At 30.8% G+C, this 16,252-nt stretch carries 14 protein-coding genes; 8 read left to right on the top strand and 6 right to left on the bottom strand.

What is annotated here, in order from left to right; genetic code table 11:
* Positions 1-7 precede the first annotated feature (7 nt).
* The 3 genes from QEJ31_RS07000 to QEJ31_RS06990 all read left to right on the top strand — a co-directional run bounded on the left by QEJ31_RS07000 (position 8) and on the right by QEJ31_RS06990 (position 3,063).
* Positions 8-1,024 (top strand): hypothetical protein, encoded by a 1,017-nt coding sequence (locus tag QEJ31_RS07000; protein WP_280593070.1) that lies wholly within the window; start codon positions 8-10, stop codon positions 1,022-1,024.
* Positions 1,025-1,050: 26 nt separating this feature from the next.
* Positions 1,051-1,548, top strand: coding sequence for a hypothetical protein (locus QEJ31_RS06995; RefSeq protein ID WP_280593069.1), 498 nt, complete (start codon positions 1,051-1,053; stop codon positions 1,546-1,548).
* Positions 1,549-1,824: 276 nt separating this feature from the next.
* On the top strand, positions 1,825-3,063 hold the full coding sequence (locus tag QEJ31_RS06990; RefSeq protein WP_280593068.1) for a neprosin family prolyl endopeptidase: 1,239 nt from the start codon (positions 1,825-1,827) through the stop codon (positions 3,061-3,063).
* Positions 3,064-3,085: 22 nt separating this feature from the next.
* Here QEJ31_RS06990 and QEJ31_RS06985 read toward each other — a convergent pair whose 3' ends face one another.
* Complete coding sequence (locus QEJ31_RS06985; RefSeq protein WP_280593067.1) at positions 3,086-3,577, bottom strand: single-stranded DNA-binding protein; 492 nt, start codon at positions 3,575-3,577, stop codon at positions 3,086-3,088.
* 389 nt (positions 3,578-3,966) lie between these two features.
* On the opposite strand from QEJ31_RS06985, the gene lpxC reads away from it, so the two are divergent.
* The 4 genes from lpxC (at position 3,967) to QEJ31_RS06965 (ending at position 8,213) form a co-directional block, all read left to right on the top strand.
* The gene (lpxC, locus tag QEJ31_RS06980; protein ID WP_280593066.1) at positions 3,967-4,932 is read left to right on the top strand and encodes a UDP-3-O-acyl-N-acetylglucosamine deacetylase; all 966 of its coding nucleotides are present in this window, start codon (positions 3,967-3,969) and stop codon (positions 4,930-4,932) included.
* Positions 4,933-5,189: 257 nt separating this feature from the next.
* Positions 5,190-6,311 (top strand): molecular chaperone DnaJ, encoded by a 1,122-nt coding sequence (gene dnaJ, locus QEJ31_RS06975; RefSeq protein ID WP_280593065.1) that lies wholly within the window; start codon positions 5,190-5,192, stop codon positions 6,309-6,311.
* 5 nt (positions 6,312-6,316) lie between these two features.
* Entirely contained in the window at positions 6,317-7,792 is a 1,476-nt protein-coding gene (cysS, locus tag QEJ31_RS06970) for a cysteine--tRNA ligase (RefSeq protein WP_280593064.1), read from the top strand.
* 16 nt (positions 7,793-7,808) lie between these two features.
* On the top strand, positions 7,809-8,213 hold the full coding sequence (locus QEJ31_RS06965) for a chorismate mutase (protein ID WP_280593063.1): 405 nt from the start codon (positions 7,809-7,811) through the stop codon (positions 8,211-8,213).
* Between the two features lie 47 nt (positions 8,214-8,260).
* Here the strand turns inward: QEJ31_RS06965 and QEJ31_RS06960 are convergent, their stop codons facing one another.
* The 4 genes from QEJ31_RS06960 to QEJ31_RS06945 all read right to left on the bottom strand — a co-directional run bounded on the left by QEJ31_RS06960 (position 8,261) and on the right by QEJ31_RS06945 (position 13,918).
* Positions 8,261-9,208: a glycosyltransferase family 2 protein gene (locus tag QEJ31_RS06960; protein WP_280593062.1), complete on the bottom strand. Its 948-nt coding sequence runs from the start codon at positions 9,206-9,208 to the stop codon at positions 8,261-8,263.
* 83 nt (positions 9,209-9,291) lie between these two features.
* Positions 9,292-10,131 carry a pyruvate, water dikinase regulatory protein gene (locus QEJ31_RS06955; RefSeq protein ID WP_280593061.1) on the bottom strand — a complete coding sequence of 280 codons (840 nt, stop codon included), beginning with the start codon at positions 10,129-10,131 and terminating at the stop codon, positions 9,292-9,294.
* A 9-nt stretch (positions 10,132-10,140) separates the two neighbouring features.
* Positions 10,141-12,288: a thioredoxin domain-containing protein gene (locus tag QEJ31_RS06950; protein ID WP_280593060.1), complete on the bottom strand. Its 2,148-nt coding sequence runs from the start codon at positions 12,286-12,288 to the stop codon at positions 10,141-10,143.
* A gap of 31 nt (positions 12,289-12,319) precedes the next feature.
* Positions 12,320-13,918, bottom strand: coding sequence for an HD domain-containing protein (locus QEJ31_RS06945; RefSeq protein ID WP_280593059.1), 1,599 nt, complete (start codon positions 13,916-13,918; stop codon positions 12,320-12,322).
* A 673-nt stretch (positions 13,919-14,591) separates the two neighbouring features.
* Between QEJ31_RS06945 and QEJ31_RS06940 the strand changes: the two genes are divergently transcribed.
* Complete coding sequence (locus tag QEJ31_RS06940) at positions 14,592-15,095, top strand: CarD family transcriptional regulator (RefSeq protein ID WP_158998697.1); 504 nt, start codon at positions 14,592-14,594, stop codon at positions 15,093-15,095.
* Positions 15,096-15,142: 47 nt separating this feature from the next.
* On the opposite strand, the gene tgt is transcribed toward QEJ31_RS06940, so the two are convergent.
* Positions 15,143-16,252, bottom strand: coding sequence for a tRNA guanosine(34) transglycosylase Tgt (gene tgt, locus QEJ31_RS06935; RefSeq protein WP_280593058.1), 1,110 nt, complete (start codon positions 16,250-16,252; stop codon positions 15,143-15,145).

Here is a 16,252-nt window from a genome sequence, read left to right as displayed (position 1 = left end):
AAAAATAATGAAATTATTAAATAAATTTGTCTTATTCAAATTAAGTTTAGTATTTTGCTGTGCAAATGCACAAAATGTGTATCAAATAAATATACTAGAAAGTAGAGAACCAGTTACTTTTACTATTGATAGTTACAATACTATATCGTTTATTTCCTTCCCAAAATATTTAAATGGGAATTTGAATTTCTCTAATGTAAGTTTAGGAAATTTTTATCCTGGAGGAGTAAATGTAAGTAATTGTGCTACCGTAGAATCTCGAGCTAGAAATGCAGTGAATCAGATGTTTCCTGAATCAATGCGAATTGAACAAAAAAATATGGTTCGAAAAAATGGAACTGTATTGATAAATTTGAATTCAGGAGTATCTTTTGCATTAAGTAATTTTCGAAGGAAAGTATTAGATAAAGCAGCTGAAGTTATGCATACTGATATTTCAAAGTTTGATTTAGATAATAGTTTTCAAATAGATAAAGTAACTTATACAATTGATTATGACAAAAATTCCATAACAAATATTATTGATAGTAAAGATGAAATAAAACCTCAAACAGATAAATTTTTAAATCAATTATTTTTTAATAATGGCTATACTAGCACGGAAATTTCTGCAAGCGATTTAATTTGTGACTTATATTCAGGGAAAGCAAAAATTAAAATGATTTTTTCTGGTAAGTATGGAAAACAAACAACAACAACATATTTACTTGAAAGAAGCGAAATAGAAGCAGTATATCAAAATATGCTTTTGCATAGTAATGATTACTATGATTTGAGTGCTTATAACTCTAAAAACAAAAATTTGGTTTTGTCAGGAATGTATTTAAAAGAATCTTTGGATAAAATTAATAAATTTGATCTTGACAAAAAAATATTTTTGAGTATTTATGAACAAATAGTATCTCAAGAATCAGGAAAAGTAATTCTAAATATTGATAACCAAACGTTGTATAAAAAAATGGAAGTGCAAGACAATAAACCGTATACATATTTAGGAAATGTAACATTTGATTACAAACCGTAGTATACAAAGATTTAAAGGTTATTGGTATGAATAAAAAAGTTGGTATTATTTCACTATTGATGACTTCAATATGTTTTTTTAGTATTTTTCTTTTTTATAAGAAAGAACTAAAAAAAGAAATTGAAGAGCAAAGTACAGATACTAAGAAATATAATTTTCCTACTAACGCCTCTTTACCTAATTCTACAACAAAAAATACAGATAGTATAAAAAATAAAGAAGAATATCTTTCATCTGCCAGCAGCGTAAATTCAAGTAATAAAAATGAACCTATTAATATTGAACAAGCAGAGGAAGAAAAAGCATTTTTATTGGAGAAAATTAAAAGAGATAATGCAATTGAGAGACTGAATAATAATAATTTAACAGAAGCTGAGAGACGTGATTATGTTGAGATTTATAATAGGTTAAGCCAACTAGATAGTTTTATATATAAAAATAAAATGAATGAGTTATCAGAAAAAGTTGCAGAAGTTGAAGCCAAGCATGATCTAAAATTGAAAGAACTTGGAATTTCTAAGTAATATAATTTAAACTAATACCTTGATTTAGTAGGGAATAATATTCATAAATATTAATATATTTTCTATTTTTCTAAATATTGAAGTCACTACATGTTAAGTAAATTTACCATTAAAACAATAACCTAGATTGTAATGTCACAATATAATTTTAAAGAGTTTTATGTTAACAACAGAAAGTCTATTATTTCAATTTTTTGACATAATGAGGAATATTTTTCTCAGTAAATTTTTAATTCTCCGAAAAAAGGTTTTGCTTTTTTCTTTCTAGGAGAAGTTATGTACAAAATAAAATTTATTGTAGTTTCTTTAGTATTTTTTTTACAATTTTCTTCGTATGCAGACTTTTTCTCTGCTGTTAATGAAGAGCCTAGTATTTATACCTCAAATAATCTTCAAGAGTTTGTTACTACAATTTCTCAGTATGAACCAGAAACTCCAGAAAAGGCCGTTTTTTTGCAAAAAATTGTTGATTACTACAAGAAAGTACATATCTTAAATTCAATTCAAAAAAATAACTATGTCGTTGATTGTATTCCATTTGCGGAACAACCTGCTCTAATAGATTTTCCAAAATTAGCAGAGAGTTTAATAGATGAAGTTAAAGAAAGTTTTTCTCAAAATTTTTCTGAATTGGTAAGAGTGGGGAGTAATTTTGAAGTCAATTCATCACTTGAATGTCCTTATGGCAGTGTAGCAATTATTCGTCCAACAAAAATGTTATTGACTTCTAAATATACCAATAAAAAAGATTTTTTTTCTTTGAATTCCGATCCAAATATTTTATTTAATAGCTCAGGTTCTGGCTATACATGGGAGCAAGGTGTAAACGAAAATAATCAACTTATTCAAATTAAAACAAAAAAATCAGAAGCTTTTTTTCGAGGTCCTCAATTGCAGTCAGTTACTCCAGCAAGTCATGCGGATCACTCAATAGCTCAATTTTGGCTTATTAATAGGGGTTCAGAAGGGACTTATTCTGTTGAGTTTGGTTTGATTGCAAGTTCATATTTTACGTCGTCTCCTTCAACAAGTATTTTTATTTTTGCTAGTGTTGATAATTATGGTTCTAAATCTTGTTATAATATGTATTGTGCTAATTTTATTCAAATGCCAGGCACTCCTGCTTTTGGAACACCACTCAAAAACAAGAATAACGATTTTATATTTCAAGTGAATCATCTTGATAAAAATAACGCGCAATCCGGATATTACCTAACCCTAGTTACAGGAGACTCCTCTGCTCAGATGACAACTTTAGCAATGGGTTATTATCCAGATCGTGTATATCCTTCAACTAATGTTTTACCAAATGCGTTTAGTGTTGGAGCAGAGGTATATGCAAGTAGTCCAAATAACGGAACAGTTATGTATGGAAATTATGTTAATCCTTACCCTGAATATCAAGGAGAAAAACAAATCAACATCTTTACACAGAATGGAAATTATTTTCCTTTTTATTCTTCAATAGAAGCATTTCCTTATAATTTGATTTGGCATTTTGGTCAGAAAAAATAATATCTAAATCTTCTAGTGCCTTTTAAAAAGGGATGTCATCATCCATAGGTCTAGAGTTGCTACTGAATGAAGATGAAGAACTATTTCTGGTAGGAGAAGTTGAGTCATAATTACTAGGACCAGAATAGTAGTCATTTATATCATTAGCTGGTGGGATATCATTCATATCACGGCCTTGATTAGAATTCATACTTTCTAAAAATTGCATGTTATTTGCTACAATTTCTGTTGTATATCTTTTTTGTCCCTGCTGATCTTGCCAAGAGCGAGTTTGAAGTTTTCCTTCTATGTAAACAAGTCGGCCCTTTTTCAAATACTTATGAGCTAGTTCGGCTTGACGACCCCATAATACAACTCTGTGCCATTCTGTTCTCTCTTCTTTATTTCCATCTTTCGTCCAAGTTTCGCTTGTAGCAATACTTAAAGTACAGACTTGTTGTCCGCTGGTTGTGCTGCGCATATCAGGTTCTTGTCCCAACCTTCCGACAAGAATGACTTTATTAACTCCGGACATAAGCAATTCTCCTTACTTATAAAAACAAATGATTTATGGGAATAAAAAATGCTCCCTTCCTAGGCTTATAGTCAGGATACTTTTGCGTCAATTGCGTTTTTACAGCCGACGGTTTTTTACGCAACCTAGAACAGATCCTGGTCAAGCTAAACGATTGTAGTCGTCAAAAAGTTTTAAAGGAAATTTTTCATTGACGTAAAATTCTCTTGTAAAATTAAGTATACTTTCCGATGAAGGTGTAGGGATGCTAGATGACCGTTTTAACCATTTGAAGAGGCTTGCTAGCAATTTGTTATAGTGCTAATTGTTAGTGCTCATTTTATGTGGTAGATAGTTATTTATCATATATCACTCATAATTTTTATACTTGCTGTTTTCGTGGGGAAAGAATGACGAACTTTCAAAGAACTCTCAGACGTAGCGTATCATTCTCAGGTATTGGAGTTCATTCAGGAAACTTAATATCTGTAGAAATAAGACCGGCTGTAGCAAATACTGGAGTTCTTTTTCAACGTACTGATCTTCCAGGAAAACCTTATATTAAAGCAGATCCTTTTGCTGTCTTTGATACGAGCCTAGCAACAAGAATTGGAAATCAGCAGGTTTATGTTTCTACTATTGAACATTTGATGGCCGCACTTTATGGATTTGGTATCGATAATGCAATTATTGAAATTAATAATAGTGAAATGCCTATCTTAGATGGATCTTCCGCACCTTTTTTGGTGCTACTAGATGAAGCTGGAATCCAGGAATTGTCTGAACCCAAAAAAGTTATAATTGTTGAAAACACAATAGAAGTGGTCGATGAAAAAAATCCAACTCGTTTTGTTCGCATTGAACCATCAAAAAAACCTATTATCTCGTATGCAATTGATTTTGGTAATGTGGAAGCTATCGGCAGACAAGCTATCTCCCTCGATTACACGGCAAAATCATTTTGTGAACTTTTTTCCTTTGCACGTACTTTTGGATTGAAAGAAGAAATTGATTTTCTACATTCAAAAGGTTTAGCAAAAGGAGGATCTTTAGATAACGCTATCGTTGTGTCAAGAACAACTGGTGTTATGAATGCTAAAGGACTGCGCAATGCTCAGGAATTTGTTATGCATAAAGCACTAGATTGCATTGGTGACTTGCATTTAATAGGTATGCCAGTACTGGGACATGTAATAGCTAACAAGGCTGGTCATGATTTGCATAATAAACTTGCTAGAGCAATATTGACAAATACTTCTGCTACTAGAGTATTTGTGCCTAATGCAAAAGATACAAATCGTTTAAAAGCTCTCCTAACTTATCCAAAATCATTAAGCGAATTAAAAACAAATTTAGTAGGTCTTGCCACAGGCTAACTGTCTCCTAAAGTTTAAAAAAATAATAGAAATTTTCGAATACTAGTGTTAGTGTTCATGTTACTAATGCGGTTTTTAAATCTTTTTTTATTCTTATATTTCAAGAGTTGTAGACTTTCATATTGAATTATAAATATTATAAAAATAGATTAGACCTTGTTGACTCTTACAAAATCGGGGTTAAGTTTTGACCGCAACTATTTTTTTCTGTCGCAATGTACACAAAAACCCCCGACAGTTTCCTGGAGTATTATTAGATGAGTACAAAACGTAACTATTATGACATTTTACAGGTATCAAAGAATGCTTCTGCAGACGAAATAAAAAAAGCTTACCGTAAACTTGCTGTTCAGTATCATCCTGATCGTAATCCTGGAGACAAGGTAGCAGAAGAAAAATTTAAGGAAGCAGCTGAAGCATATGAAGTTCTCAGCGATTCTGCAAAGCGTCAACGATTTGATCAATTTGGGCATGCAGGAGTGAATGGCGCTGGTTTTGGCGGCGGTGGATTTGGGAACGTCGATGATGTTTTTGAACATTTTGGTTCAATATTTGAAGATCTTTTTGGAATGGGCGGCGGACGAAAAAGAGGCGGCGGTAACAGAGCTAGGAAGGGTAGTGATCTTCGTTACGATTTAAAAATAACGTTTAAAGAATCTGTACTTGGGACAGAAAAGAAAATTCAAATCCCTCGTAAATCAGCATGCTCATCTTGTGAAGGATCTGGTGCTGCTAAAGGGACGAAACCTGTGACTTGTTCAACTTGTCGTGGGCAAGGTCAAGTTGCAGTACAACAAGGTTTTTTTACTTATGCTTCAACATGTCCTGATTGTAATGGAAGCGGAAAAAGTATTTCAACTCCTTGTAGCGATTGTAAAGGTTCGGGATTTCAAACAAAATCTTCAAATATTAATGTAAAAATTCCTGCGGGAATAGATACAGGCATGCGTCTTCGTGTTTCTGGAGAAGGAGAAGGTGGTGCGAATGGAGGGCCAGCTGGAGACTTATATGTTTTCATCGAAGTCGAATCTAACCCATTTTTTAAGCGCGAAGAGTTTGATCTCGTATATTCATTGAAAATAGGTGTAGCTCAAGCCATTTTAGGTACAGACGTAAGTATTGATTGTTTTGAAGAAGAGCCACGTAAAATTGAAATACCTGCTGGGATACAACCAGGACAAAGACTCATAGTTCAGGGAGCAGGTATTCCTAAATTAGAAAAATATGGTAGAGGTAAAGGGGATCTTGTAATTGAAGTTAGTGTTGAGATTCCTACGAAAGTAAATAAAGAGGCAGAAGAGCATTTGCGTGCATTTGCGCAAAAAGTTGGGCAAAACGTAAAAAACAATAACGGGTTTTTTGACAAAATATTTGGGTAATTCATATGAAAATACATTTTTTTAATACTCTTACAGGCAAAAAAGAACTTTTTAATCCTTTAAGTGCAGGTAAGGTTAAAATGTATTGTTGTGGAGTAACGCCATACGGAAATACTCATATAGGTCATAGTCGAACTTTTTTTTCTTATGATTTACTTTATAGGACTCTTGCTGATCAGGGTTATGAGATAGAATGGGCTAGAAATATTACAGATGTTGATGATAAAATTATCAATAAAGCTAATTCTGAAGGTGTTTCTTGCAGTGATATAGTTTCTCGTTATGTTGGTGAGCAAGATGAAATGTTAGAATTATTCAATTTGCTTCGGCCGCAGTATGAGCCTAAAGTAACAGAGTCAATTCCGCAAATAATTTCCCTTATTCAAACATTAATTGAAAAAGAATTTGCTTATGTTTCTAAATCAGGTGTTTATTATCGAGTCAGAAAATTTAGTGAGTATGGCAAATTAAGTAAAAATAAAATTAATGATCTTAAAAAAGGTGCAAGAATTGAGGTTGATGAAGCAAAAGAAGATGCCTTAGATTTTGCTCTTTGGAAATTTGTCAAACCTGGTGAAATATTTTGGTCATCTCCTTGGGGAGATGGTCGTCCTGGCTGGCATGTTGAGTGTTCTGCCATGATTCATTCAAAATTTGGAGATTCCATCGATATACATATGGGTGGTAGAGATCTCATATTTCCTCATCATGAAGCAGAAATTGCACAGTCCGAAGGTGCAACTGGTAAGCCTTTTGCAACAAACTGGTTGCATGCAGGAATGGTTACTCTATACGGCGAAAAAATGAGCAAAAGTACTAATCACTATGTGGCGATTAAAGATTTTTTAGGAAAATATCCAGCTGAAGTATTAAGGCTCGTTTTTCTTTCAGTATCTTATGGTCAACCATTAGATTTTACTTTTGAAATGACTACAGAAAATCTAAAAAAATTAGGTAAAATATATCGCTTTGTTTCTTTAGTGAACGAGTATTCTTTTCAAAATTCAGCAGATTTAACTAAACAATATTCTGATTCAATTTTTCTTGAATTACCTCGCCTTTCATTAAGAATGAAAGAAGCTTTAGCAGATGATTTAAATAGCAGCGCTGCATTAGCGATATTTTTTGATTTTATAAGAACTGTAAATTCAAAAATCAGTAATTTAGAAAAAACTGGAAAAATTCTTTCTAAAGAAGATCTTGATATTTTAAGAAATGATTGGCCAAAATTTAAAGTTTGGATCAAGAATGTTTTAGGATTGCTAACAAAAGAACCGCAAGAATTTTTTGATGATTTAAAGAAATTTAGTTTAGCTTCTGAAATTTCAGCAAAAGATATAAATATAAAACTAGAAGAAAGAAAGCTTGCTCGCCTTGATAAAGATTGGAAAAAATCTGATGCAATTCGAGATGAATTACTTGCACAAGGTGTTCAAATTCAGGATACTCCCTCAGGTACAAAATGGACTGTTCTTTTGTAAAGATGGAGAATTAAATATGCTTAAATATGCCGTAAGCTCAATTGTTACATTACTTTCTATAAACGTCTTAGCATGTGAAGGCCATGATCATGCTAAAAATGAAACAAAAAAAATAGAAAAATGTACTGAATTAACATGTGTTAGAGAAAAATTTGATCAAATTACTCCTAAACTTGTTGCATTAATAATTGAACGTACAAAGTTACAAGAAGAAGTAGCTGATATAAAATTAGGAAAAGACGTTGGAAAAGCACTTGACGAGAAAAGAGCTAACGAAGTAGTTCAAAAAGCAAAAGAAATTGCTAGAAAAGATGGAGCTTCTGAAGAAGTTGTAGCTATTGTTGGAGAAGTGTTTGAAAAAATGGTAGCAGAATCGGCTAAATATCAACAAAAATACATGGATAGTAAAATTAAAAAATAAAATAAATATAAGGTTGTAATGGCGCACAATGTATTAAAAATAATGTGCTATTTTATGTTCATCTTTTCTTTAGCAATATAAACAGGTCTGCGTTTAGATTCAAAAAAGGTTCTTCCTAAATACTCCCCTATGATTCCTAAAAACATTAACTGAACTCCACCAATAAAAAGAATTGATATTAGTAAAGTAAGAAAACCTTGAATTTTATCTCCAACTATTAAATATTTAATAATATAGCTAAACATAATAAATATTGAACTAATAGATAGAAAAAATCCTAGGTAAGTTGCAACTTTTAAAGGAATATCAGTAAAGGAGGTTATTCCTTCAAGGGCAAAGTTCCAAAGTTTGACGAAATTGAATTTTGAAGTTCCGGATACTCTAGCTTCTCGTCTGTATTCAAATTTTACTTGGTTGAAACCGACCCAAGCAAAGATTCCTTTCATAAAACGTTGTGTTTCAACAAGTTCATTTATTGCAACAACAACTTCTTTTTTCATAACTCGAAAATCACCTGTGTTTCTTGGGATTTCAACTATCGACAGCTTTCCTATAAAGCGATAAAATAAATTTGCAGTTAATTTTTTTAAGAAAGTTTCCCCTAATCGTTCAGTTCTTACTCCATAAACCACATCGCAGTTTTGTTCTAACAAATAGTCATACATATTTATCATGATTTCTGGTGGGTCTTGTAAATCACAATCTATAACAGAAATAAATTTTCCTTTGGTATGGAAAAGTCCTGCGCTCATAGCGGCTTCTTTACCAAAATTTCTAGATAGAATGATGCATTTAACTTTTGTGTCATTATTTGCTATTTTTTTTAATTCCAAATAAGTCTGATCTTTACTGCCGTCGTCGACAAAAACAATTTCGTAAGAATTTTTAAATTTAGCTTCGAGTATTGGCGTTATTTTATTATAGCAGTATTGAACCATCTCAGATTCATTATAAGCAGGTATTACTACACTAAAAGTTATTTCTGATGGGTTCATATTAGCGAAACTTCTCCTCACCTCTGTTTGAGTTCATTTAATAGATTAAAATAATCAAATAAGGAATACAAATGAAAATGAATCTACTCACCTTCTAATTCAGGAAATCTACTTAAGATAATTTTTTCAATCTCTACAGAGTTCTCTTCAAGAGCCTTCCCAGTAACGTCTAAAACTGGCCATTTTTTATTTCTTTTAAATATTTCTCTACTCCATTCAAGTTCTTCAAATATCTTTTCAAGATCAGCATAATCCCCAATATCATTTGAACCTAAAACTTCTACCCTTGCAATTCTTATTTCAGCTAATCTGGATGGATCAATTATAAGTCCAATTATTTTATTTTGATCTACTTTGAATAACTCAGCTGGAGGATCAATTCCTGGTACCAAAGGAATGTTAGCAACTTTATAACCTTTGTGACCTAAGTACATTGAAAGAGGAGTTTTTGAAGTTCTTGATACACCTATCAAAATAATATCTGCTTCAAATAAATCATTAGAAATAACGCCATCATCGTGTCTAACTGTATACTCAATAGCGCTAATTCTTTTGAAATAATCTTCGTCTAATTGACGTAGTAGACCTGGAATAGCACTTGGTCTTTTTCCAATAAGTTCTGAAACGGACTCGAGTAGTGGAAACAATACATCAACTACTTTAACTCCCAATTGCATAGATCGAGAAATTAAATAAATTCTTAATGTAGGATCAACTAAAGTAGCAACTACAATAGCATTTTTTTCTTTTGCTTGAATAAGCATTTCTTCAAGTAAATCCCGAGTTCTTACTTTATTAAATCTTTGAATATGCATTTCTTCATGTTCAAATTGCACTTTTACAGCTCTTACAATGCTTAAAGCCGTCTCTCCGGTACCATCAGAAACAGTAAAAATATTAGGTGTTTGAATATCTTTATTCATATTTTACCTTTAATTGAATAGATCGAAAATATTTTTTCGTGGTATTTTGCAACCTTGAAGATCACATAAGGCATATTCAAGGTCCTGTAATCTAGAATTTTTTTCTAAAACATATAAATTTAATTCTGACAAGTTATATTTATTATTCTTTTCAACTGCAATAAAGCAATAATCATCAGTTTTACTTGTTACAAATTCATAGGATTTATGAATACTTTCCAAAGGAATTGAATTATTAACGTTTTTTATGATGAGAGTTCTTTTATGTTCACTAAATTTTATTTTTTGTAGCATTTGAGCAGATGCTGTTGGAACTTTTTCTGTAAGTTGAACAGTATTTGATAAAGCAATTAATGCAAGGGAATCTATCATCTTTTGTTGACTTAAAGATATTTCTTTTACATCATTTGTTGAAATCCATAAATTTAATTTAGTTAAACAACCAAATATAGCAGAATTAGCACTATATATAACATTATCTTCGGGTTTTGACGGTCTACATATAGTATTTTCATTATTTTTACTATAAAAAAGTATTCCCTCAGAAGGATCTACATAGTTCGCGTGAATTTTTTTAATTAAATCTAAAATTTCATTTAACAATGAAAGAGATCCTGTAATAAAAAGAGCTTCACAACAAGCTTCTAGTAAAAAACTTAAATCATCAAGAAAAGGGTCTATTTTTAAATTTCCATTAATATATATATGAAAATAACCTTCAGAATTCTTAAATTTATTTGTAATATTTGTTAGTAAATTTAAACCTTTTTCTAGAAAAGAAAAATTATTCGAGGTAATAGATGCTTTTATTAATCCAGTACATAGTAAAGAATTCCATGATAAAATACATTTGTTATCTAAAGAAGGTCTTTCACGTGATTTACGGTAATCAAATATTATATCTTTTGATTTTTTAATAAAACTTTCACACTCAACATTTGTCAAAGAAAATTCATCACATAAATTTTGAAGATTATTTGAAATAGTTAGTATATTTTTACCTTCAAAATTCCCTTTTTCAGTTACATTAAAGTATTTTAATGCAAAATTTTTTAAATTTGAATTTTCTTTAAAAATATCTAAAAACTCATCCCAATAAAAGGTATAAAATGTACCCTCTTCTCCTTCACTGTCAGCATCTTCGGCGCTAAAAAATAATCCGGAAATTTTGCATTTTAAATCTCGTTCAAGATATTCTAAAATATTTTCAGAAGTTTTATGAAATTCTAATGATAAAATTTGATTGTTATTACTTAAAAGAAATCCTGCTAAAGAAAATATTTTTAACATTTGCGCATTGTCGTATAACATTTTTTCAAAGTGAGGAACGATCCATTTATTGTCAACGCTATATCTGGAAATTCCTCCACCAATTTGGTCTATTATACCACCGCATCGTATCGAATTTAAAGTAAAGAAAGCAAATGATTTTAAATGCATTTCCTTGGAATAAAGTAATGCTTCTAGTTTAGAAGGCTGAGGAAACTTAGGGGCATAACCAAAGCCACCGTGAGAATGATCAAAATCAATTTGTAAATTTTGGAGTAATTTATCATAAAATGGAATGCAAAAGTTTTCTAGTTTATTAATAGATAAAGAATTATCTTTTAGAAACTCTTCTAGTTTTACTAAACTTGTTTGAGCTGTACTTTCTTTTAGATAGCTAACTATTTTGTTAGATTTATTATCAGCATCATTTTTATCTTCTGAATAGTATTTTGCTATTGCTTTTAAAACATCTTTAAAAGCAGGAGTATTTCCTTTAGATTCTGGAGGAAAATATGTTCCTCCATAAAATGGCATTAAGTCCGGAGTAAGAAAAACACTTAAAGGCCATCCTCCATGTTGACTTATTAGCATGACGGCCTCTAAATATATTTCATCTATATCAGGGCGTTCTTCACGATCAACTTTAATGTTTATAAATAACTCATTCATTAACTGCGCTGTTTCATTATCTTCAAAACTTTCATGAGCCATAACATGGCACCAATGACAAGTAGAATATCCAATCGATAAAAAAATTGGCTTATTTTCATTTTTTGCTAGTTGAAATGCTTCATTTCCCCATGGATACCAATTTACTGGATTATCTCTATGTTGCAACAAGTAAGGACTATTTTCAAATTTGAGTTTATTAGTTTTTCCAGAATTCATTAAAATATCCTTTATATTTTATCATAAATTTTTATTTGCTGTAATTGAATATCTTTTCAGAGATATTTTTTTGAACTTCTTTTTCAGAGATATTTTTTAAATTTAAGTCGTAAGTTGAGATATAAATACGTCGAATTAAAAATTCTTCATCTTCTCTATTAATTAATGAACTATGATTTTCGATTGGTTCCAAGTATCTTAATAAGTGAACATCTTTAATTATTACTTTAAGATTATTTTTAGATGTTAAATATTTTCCCTTAGGAGAGAAATTTGTTAAGTTTGTACTTGATTCTATTATTTCTGCGGGACAGTTAATTGTATTTAAGTAATTCATTATTTTTTGGCAAATAGTCGATTCTTTTTGAATAGAATTTTTTGGGATAATTTCTTCAAAAACTCTTTTCCATAATTTTCTTTTAAAAATTAAATCTTTTAAAATATTATTTATGTAATTATTTAAAGATAATTTATTGCTAATAAATGAATAAAAACTATGTTCATCTATTTTTAGATATTCATTTATTTCTAATGGGAGATGGAAATTATTCGAATTGTTTTTTACATATTCAAGCATTGCTTCGCATGCAGTAACTGTTTTATGAAAGTATACTTGTTGGTACATACTCCAACGAGCTCTTAAATAATCTTCATATGCAGATATTCCACTTCTTCTAATACATAAATGAAAAGTTTTAGAATTCGAGTTAAAGTAAAATGCTAAGGAATCTAAAATTCTTCCTAAATCAAAGTAACCATAAATAATTCCACATTCCCTGGAATCTCGCAAAAGATAATCCATTCTATCGGCATCTATTTCTCCACTAACAATTTCGTGAAAAAGATTTTGTAAATTACTTTTAGCTAATACTCCATTAGAAAAAGGAGATATAGATACATCTAAAATGGAGCAAACATCTTGAGCCATTTTTTGGTTTAAAAACTCATCTTCTCCATCAAAAATTTTAGCTATGATCAGTAGCGTATAAATCTCATGTCGAATTTTTATTTTTTGCAGGTCATAATTTTTAGCTTCAAGTTTTTCAGCTTTTATTTTTATTCCATCTTTTAACCATTTAGGAATATTTAAAGTACTATAATTCTCTTTCAAATGAGCCCAAGTCACCATAAATTTTTCACATGAGTGACTAAATGGAGCGTGTCCAATATCATGTAAAAGAGCAGCAAATCTAAGACATTGAAGTAAGTAAGGTTTTTTTTCTAGGCTTTCAATTGCAGAAGTTGTTTCTCGAATAGAACCATTTCGATTTTCACTTTCTTTTATAAATTCAATAATATTATTAGGTGTTTGCGCTAGATTCTCATGTAGAGCTTCTAGTAAGCGTTTTTGATTTTGAAAAATAGAGTGAATCATTAAATCTGCGACATGCATTACTCCAAGAGAATGTTCAAATCTAGTGTGAGATGCTCCTGGAAATGCATATGAAGTAAAAGCGGTTTGCGTGATTCTTCTAAGTCTTTGAAATTCTTCTTTATTTATGATATATTTTTCAGCTTCTGTGAAAGGTATTGTATCATGCAAAGAATCTCTTATTTTTCCAGTATATTTCAGTTTTAATGTTGTTATGTCACTTATTGAGGTAGGTTTTCTTGTTATGTTGGGAACCATTAGATCTCCTTTTCATTACCATTTAACAAAAAAGTTATTAATGTTAAATAGGTGCGCAATTACTATGCAAAATAAATTGACAAAAAACATTTGTCTATGTAAATTACATGATGCTTTGACTTACAAAAACAGGCTAAAAATGGTCGGTTTTTAAACAGAATAAGTTTCGGTTTTCTGAAGAAAATAAAAGATTTGTCTAAGTAATTTGTGCTTTTACTCAAAGAATAGATATCAGAGTAAAAGACTTTACTGAGACAATTCTCTATTATTTTTTTTGAGTTATGTCAAATTGCGAATAATTAAGTTCAAGTCTCGTCTTGATCTAGCGCAACAAAAACCCAGAAACTACAGTCAATAGCCTGATTGAATTGAATTTTAAAGATTGCATAAACAATCTTAGTAATTGAGTCCCAAAATTCTATAATCTATGTTATAGTAATTTTAGAAAGAGTTTTAAGCAGATTTTATAAAAAAGCATCTTTAAAGCAATAAGATGCGTTGGAGGTTTTTTTGTTATTCTTGTCTTATAACTCTTTCAATTTTTCAAGATTAAGACAAGTAGATATTATAACTATTTTATTTTTTTACTAAAAACTTAAGTATTTCTCGTTGTTTTTCTTGATTTTTATAACAAGTTTGCAACGGGGTTTCTTTTTTTCGGAGGTTTTGCAGCATGAGTGCTGAAAAGTTCTATGATTTCACTGTTGGTCAAAAAGCTGTTTATCCGTGTCATGGTGTAGGAACAATTGAGAATATTGAAGAATGTAGTATTGGTGGTGCTCAACAAGATTTTTATGTGTTAAAAATCCATTCAACTGGTGCAAAAGTTATGGTTCCAACAAGAGCAGCTAAAACCGTAGGTTTACGCTCCGTAATTTCTTTACCAGATGTAGAAAAAGTTTATCAAATTCTACAATCTCCTTCTAAGAAATCTACAGCTACTTGGAATCGTCGTTTCAGAGCTCTGAATGATAAATTAAATACTGGTAATCTAGTAGAAATAGCTGAAGTTCTAAGAGATTTATCTTCATTAAGCTCAGATAAAGAACTTTCTTTTGGTGAAAAGAAAATGCTTGAAAGAGCTCGTAACATGCTTGTTTCAGAAATTTCTGTGGCGCGTGGCGAAGAGAAAAGCGTTATTGAACATGAATTAAATCATATATTATTTGCCATTTAATTTGAAGTTTTTCTTAAAAAAGCCTCAGCAATTATGCTGGGGCTTTTTTAATCCTCAACATTTCTTAAAAAGTCAGCAGCAAATTCTTTAAAAGTGCCATTTTCGATATGAGTCCGGGATTTTTCCATCAAACGCTCATAAAACCAGGTATTATGATAAGAAATTAATTTCCAACCAGTAGGTTCTTCACATTTCGTCAATTGATGTAAGTAAGCCTTTGAGAATCTTTTACAGACATAACATTCACAGTTTTCATCAATAGGAGATAGATCTGTTGCATAATATGTCCTTCTTAATTTTATTTTTCCTGAAAAAGTGTAAGCAACTCCCTGTCTTGCATGATTAGTAGGAATAATGCAATCAAACATGTCTATTCCTGCTAAAATGCTTCTAATAAGATCATGGGGAGTGCCAACACCCATTAAATATCTAGGTTTATTATCAGGAAGTAATTTTGCTGTGAATTGAGTGAAATGATCACGTTCTTCATCAGATTCACCAACTGCTAATCCTCCAACTGCATATCCATCAAAATTAAGATCTACGATGGCTTGAGCGCTTTCCTTTCTTAAATCTTCATAGATAGCGCCTTGAACGATTCCAAAAAGAGAATTTTCGTTATTTGATTTTGCTAATTTGCATCTTTTCGCCCATCTGTGTGTTCTATGCATTGCTTGAACACAGACATCATAAGGACTTGTCGAAGGAACACAGACATCTAATGCCATCATAATATCGGAGCCAATGGTTTCTTGAAATGCAATATCTGATTCAGGAGTAAGTTTTTTATAACTCTGATCAATATAACTTTTAAAAGTAACGCCTTTTTCACTTATAACTCTTTGATGTGGTAAAGAAAATATTTGAAATCCACCACTATCTGTTAAAATAGGCTTCTTCCAGCTTATTAAATTGTGATACCCATCCACCTTCTTTAAAATTTCAGGCCCGGGTCTTAAATAAAGATGATATGTATTTCCTAAGATAATTTGAACACCAATATCTTCTAATTCAGTATGATCTAAAGTCTTTACTGAACCAAAAGTACCGACAGACATAAAAACAGGAGTTTCTATGGTTCCATGCGAGGTTATAATCTGTGCCCTGCGAGCTTCAGAATGTGTATCTTTTTTAATGAGATTAAATTGAAGAGCCAT

It is taken from the genome of Pigmentibacter sp. JX0631, assembly GCF_029873255.1.
Classification (GTDB): Bacteria; Bdellovibrionota_B; Oligoflexia; order Silvanigrellales; family Silvanigrellaceae; genus Silvanigrella.
The sequence above is the reverse complement of the archived record's forward strand: the minus strand, read 5'-3'. Positions and strand labels throughout refer to the sequence as shown.